The organism is Micromonospora sp. WMMD1155, from assembly GCF_029581275.1.
Taxonomy (GTDB): domain Bacteria; phylum Actinomycetota; class Actinomycetes; order Mycobacteriales; family Micromonosporaceae; genus Micromonospora.
Genome location: NZ_CP120742.1, coordinates 5,012,521 through 5,025,332 on the forward strand (window position 1 = coordinate 5,012,521; position 12,812 = coordinate 5,025,332).

The window sequence follows — 12,812 nt, forward strand, 5'->3', positions numbered from 1 at the left end:
GGCGCTGCTCGTTCCCCCGTGCGAGCAGCGCCGTTCTATCGGTGCCGACTGATGGTGGCCTGACCTGCCTAAGTAGGCGGGGGACTGCAGATGTTCCCGTGTATGCCCAGGCTGTGTTCCTCCGTCAAACCTCCGCGTCGGCCAGAGTCTTGGCGACCAGTTCGGCGATCTGCTCCGGGTGCGCGTACCAGCAGTACAGCCCGAATGAGACAGGCTTCCAACTTGACCCGCTCTCGGTCGGAAAGAGTAGTTGCCAGCTGGCCTCGCTGCTCAGGGACAGGTGTCGGTCTCTTCCCAACCCCCAACGGGTCTCCGATTCGAAGACGTGCACGTCGGTAACCTCGATACCACGGGATCGTAGTTGCTCTATGACCCCCAAGATCAGGGTGTCCATATCGAGCGCAGGACTACGGTCATCCGGCGCAGCCACCCTGTGCAAAGGCAGCTTGGCGTCTCGCAGAAGGACCGCTGCCTCGTTCAACTCTGCTCGTGCGGCGTCCGGCTCGCCGCCGAGTTCGCCGCGCTGATGCGCGGCGTCGAGCCATACGCCCAGCCCCTCGGCGACGCCAGCGAGGGCATCGATGTGCTGCCCGAGCGCTGCCACCACCGCGTCGACGTCCCGAGTGGTCCGCAGCGCGTACGGCTCGCGCAGCACGTCGCTCAACGTCCCGGCCTTTTCCGCCAGGTAGCGAGCACTGGCCACGGCGTACAGCGCGGTAGTGGTGCCCGGCTCGCGGTCGAGCCCTTCTAGGTGCTCGTTGTCGTGCTTATGGTCTTGATGGATCTGCTCGTAGTCGTTCTCTACGCTTAGCTCGTACTCGTCGTGGTAGCGCACCGGCACTCCCGCGATGGTTACGGTTTCGTTTTCGCTCATCGTCGCCCCTCTCGCACGCGCCGGTGCCCGGCCGGACAGCCAGCAAGGTACGCGCTCGGGACTCTGTCTCGGCGCACCCCTTGCCCGGCGCGTTGCTCACCAGAGCAGGCACCGGTAGACAGCCTTACGCGCGATGCGCTCAGAAACGGGACTTCAACCGATCTGCGATCGCAAGGTGTGGCACCAGCGGTGCGCTCGCCGGAGCTGATATGCCTGCCCGTGGAACGTTCCCACGGACTGCGCTGGCATGGAGACCGATCGTCGAGGGGACGGCTTACCGTTATGGACATGAATCAAGCGGAGGTGCCTGAGGGTCCGATACGTGACCTGCCGCTGCTGCGCGAGCAAGCGGGTGTCCGCGACCGTACGGTCGACGATCACATGTTCCGGGTGGGGAACTCAAGCTTCCGGCTCCAGATATTCGCGGGGAACGATGTGCGACCGGTCGTGGTGGCGACGCAGACTGACCGCGAGGGCGCGGCTTTGATGAACGGGGCGGAGCGGTTCGTCGCGGCGGTCTGGCAGCGGCACTGCCCGGATGAGCAGGATCCGCCGATCTTTATCGCGCATCAGCTGCTCGATAGCATGGACCTTGGACTGGTGCACTATGGATTTACCGCCGTAGGCCCCCACACGGTGGGTGCGCCGAGGTGGGGGCCGCGGCTGAGCGAGGCGGAGCTGCGCGTGCTGATCGGTGGTCCGGTCGACGTGTCGCGCGGAGACGGCTACATCGAGCCAGCGCGGCCGCAGGAGGGCCGGATGCGGTACGCAGTCGCCGCAGTGGTCGGCCTTCCCCGGCCCGATCTGCACGGCGAACCGCCCTGCATGCCTTCGGGAGCGCCGTGGTGGCGGCGTGTCGGCCGCCAAGTGGCACCGAGGCGCCGCGGCCGCGGATGCTGCTCCTATCACGACGGTGACTGGGGTGCCGCTTCCGAAGCCGCGATCCGCGCACTGGCCCGCGTCGAGGCCAGGCCCACGGATGACGACGGCGAGGACGACCTGCTGTACCGCCTGCTTGACGCGTTGCGGACGCTAAGCGACGAGCATCGCCTCGACGAGTGGACGATGGAGGCGGCGGCGAGTCTCTTCACCGATCCGATCCAGCCGCTGCGCGGCGAGGGCGGTCCGTACATTAACGGGCGGCACCGCAGTCAGGCCATGCTTGACGCCGGCACACGCCGCACCGTAATCGGCGTTTGGGAATACCCCGGCGATGACGCCTGAGCGCACCCGAGGGCGCCTTGCCCGACGGGCTGCCGCTTCTGGAGGCCGGGAACGACTTGGTGTTCGAGGTCGATTACGGCTCTGCCGACCCTGCCGCCTCGGATGGGTCGAGCAGCCACTTTCGCTGCCCCGCTACTAACGGCGGGGCCTCGCCCGCGCCGGCCTGGCGGCGCTGCCGACCGAGCATCCCGGCTTGGCCTGGCACACTCTTGGGCAGCCTGCCGGAAGTCCGCGCGTTTGTGGCCCGCTGCCGGTCAAGACGCGCCCGGCGACTACCGACCCCGCAGCATGTGCTCGCACGTCACAGCCGGCTGACCGAATTGCGCCGGCGTCCTTGCCCGGCTCAGTGCTGAGTCACCCTTCGGTGCCGGTCGAGGCCTCCGGGCCTTACCGGCAAAACGGGCAATCGGCGAGGCCGCCACCGACCAACCGCTCATCTGACGTCCGGCCATCGAACGCATGTACGATCCGGTGGCGGAGGAGGTAGTGAGGCGGTGGTGGAACGGCGTCTGGGGACGCCTGACTCGGCGCGATGTCTGGCTGATCCGTCAGACGCGATGGAAGGTGGTAGCTCGTACCGGAGACAGTGAAACCGGGCAGATGCTGCGCTGGACGTACGACTCGAAAGACGAGGCCGCAGCGATGGTCGATCGTCTCTTGCGCGCCCACTCCGCAGGGCGGTGGCGCGAACAGCAAGGTGGCACGCCGCCCTAGAAATCGATGCCGCCGCGAGTCAAGTGGCACCTCGTGCAGCACGGTGAGGCGGGCGGGCGGCGAGGTCAGGCGCCGCCGCGCCCCACCTGCAGATGTGCCGGTGCCTTCCGCCCCGCCAGCCCAGGACGGGAAGTCAATGCAGCGTTGAATAGGTGATCAGCGTCCGGCCGTCGCGTGGTACTCGGCGACAATTCCGTGAGGGATCCGGCCTCGATCCGAAATGTCCTTGCCGACCCTCTTGGCCCAGTCCCTGATCGCCTTGTTCTGATCCCGGTTCGCGACTCCGCCCGTACGGGCACCTCGTGAGCTGCCCACACCCGCCGCGCTGCGGGTGGCTTGCGCGGACCGTGCGAGGCCGCCTCGTCCCACCTTAAGGCCGTGGGCCATGTACGGCGAGAAGGCGTCGCGCAGCTTCGCTGCATTCGCGGCCGACAGGTCGATCTCGTACTGAACGCCGTCGAGGGCGAACCTGATGGTTTCGTCGGCGCTGCCGCCGTCCAAGTCGTCGACCAGCTGATGAATTATTTGCTTAGCCACCGCCTCATCCTTCCCAAATTGTGCATCATGTGTACTGAACAGTAACCTCCTGTGCGGCTGCTACGGAAGTGGGGTCTCGAGCACTGGCAGTTTTTGCGGAAGCGACTGGATGACGGGGAATGCGTCGGCGTCTGGGACGGTCACCGCGACGCAGTCGCGGTGACCGCCCATTACCCAGGCGTGCCGTTATGCGTGGAGCAGCATAGCGATTAAGCCACTCGCAGTCGTGGGGCTGCCGTCATTCCCTTACGCCGAACGGGGGACCGGGACTTGGTCGAGCTGGACGGGTCCGCCGGGCAGGTGAATTAGCACATCGCTGGTGATTTCGTCGACGCGGATCGGAGCGTCGCGGATGGCATCGAGCAGCGCCGTTAGGCGGGGGAAGGCGGTGGTCTGCCGGATACGGTCGGCGGCTCCTGCATCGCGGAACGCCTGTACGGCCATTGCGGCTAGGTTGACGGCGCCGCGCCGATACTGGACGTCGTTACGGGCGAGCAGCGGCCCGCTCAGCAGTCGATCCCGGTGCTCGGGCCGGACTGGCTGGTACTCGATGAGCAGGTCACCGCGTTGGACGGCGAAGCTGGTCTCGCCGTCACGCAGTGCCTGCCGGTTCGGCTCAGGAAGCCGCCCGATGACCGGACCTTGTCGCAGTGCCCGGACCTCTGGTACCTGCTCGATGGTCGGATCCACCAGTCTGTCGTGTTCGGGCAGTAGCAGGATGGTGTGCCCGACCATGGTGGTGTCGTCGTACCAGCTCGGCTCGTCGGTCGCGTACCGGGTACGACCGCCGTCCGGGTCGTGGATCACCACACCGACCGGCAGGATCTCGGCGGCGATCCCGAACTGTTGGTAGGCGTACCGCAGCTGCGTACACGCGTCGATGCAGGCGTTGGCGCGCTGCCCCTCGGCCATCTTGATCCAGAGCAGGGGCAGGAACTGGATGGCGAGCAACTCGCCAGAGCCCTGCGTCAGCAGTGTCGGCAGGTGATCGTCATGCAGGGCCAGGGTGCCCGGGTCGAACGGCGTCCTGCTGGTGTGTCGTGGTGCCGGCACCCGACCGGGCCGCCGATTCGCGCTGGCCTTCTGATGCCGGACGAACGTGCGTTCACCCGGGTCGGGGCGGATCTCGGCGTGAACCCCGAGGACCACCCACGGGTCGAACCCGCTGTCACGCTCCAGCACGTCGAAGCCGTGGCTGCGGTAGAACCGCTCCAGCTCCGGCCTGTCGGCCATCTGCCCATACGTGATCATGTAGCCGCAATGCGCGTAAATCCGCTGGCAGCGATGCAGCAACGCACTGCCGATCCCGCGGCCGCGCATCGTCTCGTCGACCGCGATCGCCTTGATCCGCACCATCCACATCACGCCAGCCATGACCAGCTGAAACAGCTGCTGACTGCCCAACCCTGCCCGCCGTTGATGCTCGACCAGCTGCTTGAGCACACCGCCCGGCGGGTACGCGACCACCGCTCCGACAACGCCGCGCTGGTCGTGCTCGGCCACCAGCACCAGCGTCGCCGGCGGCAGCAGCCTCCTCGGATCCATGGCCTGCGGGCCGGTGAACTTCTCGGCCATGTATCGCATGTACGTGTCCGGACCACCGTCCAAGCCGGCCCGCAACGCGGCCCCGCCGACACCGGCGTCCATGTCGTCGGCGACCTCGTCCTCGAGACGGACACCGGCCAGCGCGGTGAGCCGACGCACTGCGGCCATATCCGCGCCGCGGGCCAGCCGCACTCGCACCTGCTCGGTCACCGGCCAGCCGTCGACCAGGTGCTGCCCGGTCAGGTCGGTGACCCTGTCCGCCGAGGCGGACAGTCGTGTTGCTGGAATCGGCCGGCGAATCGGTTCCCTGCGCCGAGATCGGCCGCTGCGTTTGACCACGAGCAAGCTCCCTCCACCACAACAAACTGCCAGGAGTAACCGTACCGTCGCTTTACGACAAGGTTCGATGGGTGGCATCTGGTTCGGCGCCCACCTCTCGGTGCGGTTGTGGCTGTGCGGTTCGTCCACGCGCCGTTGTCGGTAGATGGCGCCGTCGCGGGGATCCCACGTGGCTCACCGAGTAGGGGAGCCCACAGGCGGTGGAAGTCACGGCTCAACGGAGGAGGTGCCTGTGAGCCGCCCGCGGGGCCGCGGTGGGCCCGCGTGCTGGCGGTCGTCCGATTCAAGCCCATCGCATCAGCGCCTGAACGTGGCGGCGTGCCTGACTGAGTAGCTGTCGCAGGCACGCGAGCCGGGACGTGGTCGAGTCGCCTGCTGGCAGCACAGTGTGGAGGCGGATCTCTCGGCAGGTCAGCAGGAGCAGGTTGACGGAGTAGGCGGTGGTGATGTCGGCGGTGTGCACGTGTTCGGCGATCGCGGCAGTGAGGGTCGGGCTGGCCGCAGCGGCGACGATGTGCAGCAGCGCGAGGTCGTAGCCGGGTAGGTAGCTGCCGGTGTGCTCGAAGTCGATGAGGGCGCAGTGCTCGCGGTCGAGAAGCAGGTTCGCGGGTAGGGGGTCGCCGTGTGCGGTGACCCGGTCCGGGCCGAGCTGGTCGACGAGGGTGTGCAGGGCGTGCTGGTCGGCGTCGTCGAGGAGTCCGGCGGCGTGTTCGGCGTCGGTGCGGCCGTGGTAGTCGACAGGTTGCGGCAGTGGCGGCGCTGGCGTCCAGTCGGAGAGGGTGTCGAGGGTGTCCAGGACCAGCTGTGCGGTGCCCGGGCTGACGTCGCGAGTGAGGTGGCGTTGGTCGTCCAGGCGCTGCCCAGGTAGCCGCGTCAGGACGGTGAGGTGGGCGTCGGCGTACAGGATCTGCGGCACGCGCACGGGGGGCGGCTGATCGGTGAACAGCTCGTACATGCGCAGCTCGTGCTGGCGTCGGCCTGCCCAGTACGGGTCGTCGGTGGTCAGTAGCTTCACGATCACTGGTTGGCCGTCGCGGCGGCCGGTGGCGACGACGGCCTTGTCGGTGCGGTGCACAACGCGGCCGGTGCCCACCCGTGCGGCAGCGGCACGGGCGATCAGCGCCGCGAACACGTCATCCGCCCCGTCCGCCACGAGACCGTCTGGGGTTGCTCTCGGTGGTGCAGTCATGGGACGGCCGGGAGCAGGTCGTTGTCGCGACCGGTCAACGGCAGGCCGGCGGTGGTGGCGATGCGCTCGATCGCTTGCTCCAGGGTGGTGGTCTCGGGGAGGACGAGTTCATCGGGCCAGCCGAGGACGTCGCGCGGGGTGTACCAGCTGCGCAGGTTTTCCGGCGACACTTCCGCCGCCATGGGACGCGTTTCGTGGCGCCGCAGGGTCTCTGGCAGCGACACGTCGAGGTAGACGAAGAGCGTTCGTCCGCGGTGCCCGTCGCGCAGCTCGGTGAGCATGCTCCGGTAGCGGGCGGTGTGCATGATCCCTTCCAGGATCACGTGGTAGCCGTGATCGAGGCAAAAGCGAACGTTCTGCGCGATGAGCGTGGGTGCGAGACCACCTGGCTTGTCGCGTTCTCTGAGCAGGATCCGTCGGAGGTGGTCTTGGCCGACCATGGCGCATCCGCGGCCGTGCCGGCGCCGCAACGCCGTGGCGATGGTGGTCTTCCCGGCGCCGGAGTTCCCGCGGATCCTGATGAGGATCGTCTCGGAGCTGCCAGTGAGGGCCGCGTGGTCCATGGCGGTTCTTCCTATCGCGAGGCGGGTAGGTGTCGTTGCGGGACGGGGCTGTCTTCCCTCGGGGCAGCGTCTCAGCCGATGGCTTGGAGGGCGAACAGCCTCGCTGTGGCTTCGAACTGCCGGTGTCAGTGTCAGTTCTAACCTCCGTGGGATTACGCCAGCGCCGCGGCAGCCCGGATGTTCAGCGGTGTCGGTGAGCCGGGGGCTCGAGTCTTTTCCAGAGCGCCCGGTTGATCGCTGGGTCTCGCCCAGGGACATAGGGTGCGGTTATCTCGTACCCGGCGGCGGTGTAGAGCCGCAGAGCGTGGTGGTTGTGCCGGCCGGTCTCTAGCCGAACGGCGCGGAGGCCGGCTGCTAGGACGTCTTGTTCGAGCTGCCGCAGTAGGCGCTTTCCCAGGCCGAGGCCGCGCAGGTCGGGGTGAACGAACATGCGCTTGACCTCGGCCTGATCGGGGGTGATCCGGCGCCAGCCACCACAGGCGACGGGTTGCCGGTCGACGTAGGCGACGAGGAACAGACCAGCGGGTGGGTCGAAGTCGTCAGCTGGTGTGTCGTCGATCCGGTCGGCAAATCCGTAGAGGGCTAGCTGTTCGGTGTGCAGGTGGTACAGCAAGGACTGCGCGTCGGGATCGGTGTAGGGCCGCGGACGTAGGTGAGGTGGCCCCGGGGCGGTGACTTGAGCGTTCGCCTCTGAGGAGTGGGTCATGCTGTCGAGAGTGCCTTGTCCACCGCTTCGCGGGTAGCTGTCGGTAGGTGACGGTGGGCGGTGCCTCTAAGGTCGGCGAGCATCGACCGGCAGCGGACCGACTGGACGCCGGGCACCCGCTGGGCGAGTGAGTCGATGGTCGCCGTGGCCGTGGGTCGGTCGTGGGCGAGTAGGTGCGCTCGGGCGAGGTGGATGCCGTGCAGGAGCGCCGAACGCCGGTAGGTCTCGTCGGTGTCCGTCATGGCCAGTGGAGTCAGCATGTCGGTGGCCTGGATGAGTAGGCGACGAGCGTGCGGCGGGTAGGTGGCGGCGAGCAGCACCAGGGCGTGCCCGTGCTCGGCGGCCTGCTGCCGGGGGGTGTAGTAGTAGAGGTCTGCGGGGGTGTCCTCGGGTCTGGCGCGGTGCAACATGGTGCGGCAGGCGTCGGCGGCGGTCTGGTAGGCGTGAAGGTCACCGGCGGCGGCGTGCGCGGTAGCGAGCCGACCTAACGCCCGGGCGCGTACGGCAGTGGCGCATGATCGGGCGGCGTCGGTCGCTGCGGTGGCCAGCCGCACCGCTTCAGCGGGGTTGGCGGGGACCATCTGATAGGCGAGCATTCCGAGGTTATTTGCGACGGCTTCGGCCGAGTCCGATGCCTTGGCCAGACGTAATGCGAGCAGGTGGTATCGCTGGGCGGGGCCGGTGAGGTTGGAGTCGTGGCACATCCATCCGGCGAGTTGCGCGAGTCCGCCTGCGGTGCGTAGGAGTCGCCGCCCGACGTCGTCGCTGTACTGGGCGTTGCGTAGCAGGTCCAGGACGCCCGCGAGCGCGTTGCGGACCCACCGGTGCGACACCGCGCCGCCGCCGGTCTGGTCGTCGAGGCGGCGTAGATCAGCCAGGGTGCTTTCCAGGTGCCCGGCCATGGCCGGCAGGACGTGTTCGATCCGGTCGGCGGCGGGGTGACGGAGACGCTCCGCCGGCGGTCCGGCGGTGGCGTCGAGTGCGCTGGTGATCAGCAGTGGTCCGGTGCTGGGCTGGACGGCACCCTGATGGGCGCCGCTGAGGGCGGTCCAGGCCGCGGCGATGTCGAGGAGCCGGCGTAGTCCGCGCGGTCCCACCAGGTCGTCGGTCGCGCGCAGGAGGGGGACCGGATCGGTTGTCTCCGGCCACAGGTCGGTGGGGCGGTGGGCGATGCCGGTTACGCGGGTGAGGACCACCGCCACGGCGTAGCGGACGGCCGGGGACGCGGGAGTTGACCCTTTAAGCCAGCTGTACGCGGCGGTGGGATGGAGTGCCTCGTGTCCCACGGCGGTCAGGTGCCAGTTGACTTCCCGGATCAGCGCCCGGGCGGACAGGTCAGCAGCGCTCAGAGCGCGGCACAGGGCTCCATCGACAGGGGTTGTCTCCGAAGCCATCACGGTTCTCCGCTTCATCTCGAAAGGGGTGAATGCGCTGGGGTCAGCGTGCCGCAGAACGGCGCCCACCACGTGTTGGATTCACAACTCTCACACCTTGCCGCTGATGTCCACGAGGTTCGCTACCCGACCGTCTATGGCTGTCTGACCAACCGTGGTGACGTGGTTGTCGCAGGCGTGACCGTGGGGTCGTCGTCGCACCGTTTCTCGGGAGGAACCCTTGACGCTTTCCATGTCGCAGCAGTCCGCGAGCGATCCTCGTGGAATTTTCGCGAGTTCGGTCATGGATCTTTACGGCCGCGTCCGCCCGGAAGGGCTTCGACGGACATCAGTGCGAGACGGCGGAGGTGTTCGATGAAGCGGGATCGAGCGTCGAGCGTCGTCACGGCTGCTGTCGGTGATCCGGCGTTGCTAGCGCAGCTTGAATCGGCTTACCTGTGGCATCCGTGGAGCCCGTCGGAGCGCCCGTCGGATGCCTTGATGCTGGTCTCCGGTAGCGGCTGTGAGGTCACCGACGTGAGCGGGCGGCGGTTTCTCGACGCGCGGGCGGGCTTGTTCAACGCCACACTCGGCTATGGGAGGCCGGAGGTGGTGCAGGCCATCGCTGAGCAGGCTGCCAACCTGATGACCTACGGCCTGGGAGCTGCCTCGACGCCGCCGGCAGTGTTACTCGCCGCCCGCCTGGCAGAGCTCCTCGGGAAGCCACTGACCCGCACCTTCTTCGTGAACTCGGGATCCGAGGCGACCGAGACTGCGGTGAAGATCGCCCGCGGATACCACGCCCTCCGGGGCCAGCCGAGGCGACAAATAGTGCTTTCGCTCGCCGACGGCTACCACGGGACGACGGTGGCCGCGGTAGCGATGACGCGCCTGCCAACCACCCGAGCCGGCGTGGGACCGCTGCCTGGAGGGTTCGCCAGCGTCGCGACGCCTCGGTGCCAGGACTGCGCGGCGGGGCGGGAGCACGAGGTGTGCGCGGGGCCAGGGCCTGAGGCGTTGGAGGAGACGATCACGCGGGTCGGGTCCGACGCGGTGGCGGCGTTCATGGTGGAGCCGGTGCTTGGTGTCGGTGGGATCGTGCCGTTGCCGCACGGATACCTGGCCGCCGCGCGGCAGATCTGCGACGCGCACGGCGTGTTGCTGATCGTCGATGAGGTGATGACGGGCTTCGGCCGGACCGGTGCGTGGTTCGCGCACCAAGGCGCAGGCGTGGTGCCGGACCTGGTCACGACGGCGAAGGGTCTGACTGGCGGTTACGCCCCCTTGGCAGCGGTGACGGCGAGGCAGCGGGTTTTCGAGGTGTTCGCCGGGGACCCGCTGATCGGAGGATTGCGCCATGGCCACACCACGAGCGGCCACGCAATGGCTGCTGCTGCCGCGTTGGCGGTGCTGCGAGTTATCGATGACCACAACCTGGTGGAGCATGCGGCGATCGTCGGGCAGACGCTGCAGCGGCAACTCCAGGCTGCTCTCGCTCCGGCCAGCGTGGTACGGGATGTTCGTGGGGTAGGGCTGTTGGTCGGGGTGCAGCTCGACAGCGCGCAGCGGGCTGCGGCGGTAACTGCCGGCTGTCAACGCGACGGGGTCCTGGTGCGGCAGCAGGGCGCGGTGGTCGCGATCGCGCCGCCGCTGGTCCTGTCCCCGGCGCAGGGCGACAGGATCGCCGCCGCAGTGGCCGAGGCGGTCACTGACAGCGCGGTGGTCGGCTCGTGAGCGGCCCGTTGTCGGTGGTGGTGCCGTGCGCTGGACGGGGGAGTCGGCTCGGTCTGCCGTTTCCGAAGGAGCTGCTGCCCACTCCGGATGGTCGGGTGCTCTTGGATCAGGTTGTAGACCTGATTGCCGGTCTGGATGTCCGGGTGCTGTTGGTGACCGCAGCCGACCGCGAGCCGACCATCGCGCATCTGCACCGACGGTATCCGCAGGTACCGGTGGCCGCGGTGCGCCAGGGAGCGGACACCAGCGGGCTATCCGCGGCGGTGCGCGTGGCTCTGCCGTTCCTGGGTGCCCGCACGGTGGTGTTGCTCCCGGACCAGCGTTTGCAGGAGATGCCTGACCGCAGCCCGGTCGCCGACGCCGACCGGCTGCTACGCGCGACGAGCGCCTGCTTTCTCGCGTCGTGGTGCGACGACCCGCAGCGCATCGCGGCCGACGGCGCGCTGACGATCGACCGTGACCCCTCCCAGGGCGGCATGGGACGGGTGCAGCGGATGGCCGACAAGCCCGGTCTTGAGGCGGCGGGCGGACACAACGCGGTTTGGTTCGCCTTCGGATTTCGCCGGGAGGTCGCCGGTCCGGTGCTCGATCAGCTTGACCTCGCCGAGCGGCACCTGCTGGCTGACGCCGACTTCGCTCGGGGCCCTCTGCATGCGGCGCCGGTCATCGTGGTGCCGCCGTTCGTTGACTGTGGAACTTGGCCAGCGGTGCGCGACATGTGGCGACGCCACGGGAAGGACGTGCCATGCGATTGACGATGTTCACCGGCCCGTACCCGGTGGGGGACGGCATGGGCGGGGTCGGGCTGCGATTGTGGGAACTCGCGGTGGCGTTAGCCGACGAAGGTATCCAGGTCGTCGTGGCGTGCCCGCCCGGGTCGGATCCGACCTGGCGGCGGCCGGGACTACGAGTGGAGGCGTTCGAGGAGGACACCTGGCCGCAGCTGGTCGAGCAAACGGACGCGGTGTTGACCACCGATCTGCCGGATCAGCGGGTGCTGCTGCATGCTCATCAGCTCGGCAAGATCCTGCTCTGCGAGAACGCCGCGCCGATCGAGCACCTTGACTACACCCAGGTTGCGGGGGCTACCGACCCGCAGGGCGTCTATGACGATCTGCTGGAACGGTTCCTGCTGCAGACCTGGACCTGTGACCACTTCCTGGTCCGCTCATCGGTCGAACGGGCGAGCATGCTGGGCACCCTCGCCGCGATCGGGCGCCTCGGCCCCGATCACCACGCTCGGTCCCGCGCCATGAACCACCTCATCACTCTCCTTCCGGTCGGGTTCAGCGCCGAGGCTGCCGCGTTCGCCGACGCAGCCCCGGTCGCGGCGGACCCTGCGGAGCTGGTGTGGTCCGGCGGGGTCTGGGACTACTACGACACCGTCGTCGTGGCTGAAGCCCTCGCCCGAATGCGCGCCGCTGGCCAGCCCGCGCGGCTGCGATTCCTCTACGCCCCGCCCGCTGAACAAGGCATCGCCGAAGTCGACCGGCTGCGTGACGCCGTGACCCGCCTTGACCTGCACAGCCTGATCGACTATCCGCGCGCCCCGCTGCCCCACACCGCCCGCGACGGGGTCATCAAGGCCAGCAATGTCCTGGTCTGTTTGGGCCGCGACGGCGCCGAAAACTACACCTGCCTGAGGTTGCGGCTGCGCGACGCCCTGCTGTATCGACTGCCGGTCGTCGTGGACGCCGGCGGTGCCTCCGGGGACTGGGTCACCCAATGGGGCGTCGGCCTGGCAGTCGACACCCGCGATACCGATGCCGTAGCTGCTGCGCTGACCAGCCTCGTCTTCGACGCAGACATCTACCAGCGGTGTCGAGACGCGATTGATCGGGCCCGTCCCGCACACACCTACCACGCCAACATCGGAAACCTGTTGGCCTTCCTCGGCGCTGGGCGCCGCGCTCCGGATGCTGGCGGCACCCGCCAGCAGACCGCCGTCGCGCAACTCCTGCGCCGCCGACCCACATTGATCGCCGCGCCGCTCAACCCGATCTGAGGGAGAACA

At 68.3% G+C, this 12,812-nt stretch carries 11 protein-coding genes; 4 read left to right on the forward strand and 7 right to left on the reverse strand.

The genetic code is table 11. The features are described from left to right. Window positions 1–124: 124 nt before the first annotated feature. A complete protein-coding gene (locus tag O7617_RS23030; RefSeq protein ID WP_282258074.1) occupies window positions 125–874 on the reverse strand; it encodes a hypothetical protein in 750 nt (249 codons plus the stop codon). Between the two features lie 288 nt (window positions 875–1,162). On the opposite strand from O7617_RS23030, the gene O7617_RS23035 reads away from it, so the two are divergent. Next, window positions 1,163–2,098, forward strand: a complete 936-nt coding sequence (locus O7617_RS23035) for a hypothetical protein (protein ID WP_282258075.1) — start codon at window positions 1,163–1,165, stop codon at window positions 2,096–2,098. Between the two features lie 870 nt (window positions 2,099–2,968). On the opposite strand, the gene O7617_RS23040 is transcribed toward O7617_RS23035, so the two are convergent. The 6 genes from O7617_RS23040 to O7617_RS23065 all read right to left on the reverse strand — a co-directional run bounded on the left by O7617_RS23040 (window position 2,969) and on the right by O7617_RS23065 (window position 9,085). After that, a complete protein-coding gene (locus tag O7617_RS23040) occupies window positions 2,969–3,349 on the reverse strand; it encodes an Lsr2 family protein (protein ID WP_282258076.1) in 381 nt (126 codons plus the stop codon). Between the two features lie 246 nt (window positions 3,350–3,595). Beyond that, window positions 3,596–5,362: a GNAT family N-acetyltransferase gene (locus O7617_RS23045; protein WP_282258077.1), complete on the reverse strand. Its 1,767-nt coding sequence runs from the start codon at window positions 5,360–5,362 to the stop codon at window positions 3,596–3,598. Between the two features lie 154 nt (window positions 5,363–5,516). Next, the gene (locus O7617_RS23050; protein ID WP_282258078.1) at window positions 5,517–6,386 is read right to left on the reverse strand and encodes a phosphotransferase; all 870 of its coding nucleotides are present in this window, start codon (window positions 6,384–6,386) and stop codon (window positions 5,517–5,519) included. Window positions 6,387–6,418: 32 nt separating this feature from the next. Next, window positions 6,419–6,985, reverse strand: a complete 567-nt coding sequence (locus O7617_RS23055; RefSeq protein WP_282258079.1) for a kinase — start codon at window positions 6,983–6,985, stop codon at window positions 6,419–6,421. A gap of 181 nt (window positions 6,986–7,166) precedes the next feature. Beyond that, window positions 7,167–7,598, reverse strand: a complete 432-nt coding sequence (locus tag O7617_RS23060) for a GNAT family N-acetyltransferase (protein ID WP_282258080.1) — start codon at window positions 7,596–7,598, stop codon at window positions 7,167–7,169. Between the two features lie 89 nt (window positions 7,599–7,687). Next, window positions 7,688–9,085 (reverse strand): hypothetical protein, encoded by a 1,398-nt coding sequence (locus O7617_RS23065; RefSeq protein WP_282258081.1) that lies wholly within the window; start codon window positions 9,083–9,085, stop codon window positions 7,688–7,690. Between the two features lie 354 nt (window positions 9,086–9,439). Between O7617_RS23065 and O7617_RS23070 the strand changes: the two genes are divergently transcribed. From O7617_RS23070 to O7617_RS23080, 3 genes are read left to right on the forward strand one after another with little or no spacing between them, the layout of a single operon-like run. Further along, a complete protein-coding gene (locus tag O7617_RS23070; protein ID WP_282258082.1) occupies window positions 9,440–10,798 on the forward strand; it encodes an aminotransferase class III-fold pyridoxal phosphate-dependent enzyme in 1,359 nt (452 codons plus the stop codon). Beyond that, the gene (locus O7617_RS23075; RefSeq protein ID WP_282258084.1) at window positions 10,795–11,553 is read left to right on the forward strand and encodes an NTP transferase domain-containing protein; all 759 of its coding nucleotides are present in this window, start codon (window positions 10,795–10,797) and stop codon (window positions 11,551–11,553) included. The genes O7617_RS23070 and O7617_RS23075 overlap by 4 nt, the downstream gene beginning before the upstream one ends. Before the next feature lie 2 nt (window positions 11,554–11,555). Beyond that, window positions 11,556–12,803: a hypothetical protein gene (locus O7617_RS23080; protein ID WP_282258085.1), complete on the forward strand. Its 1,248-nt coding sequence runs from the start codon at window positions 11,556–11,558 to the stop codon at window positions 12,801–12,803. Window positions 12,804–12,812 lie beyond the last annotated feature (9 nt).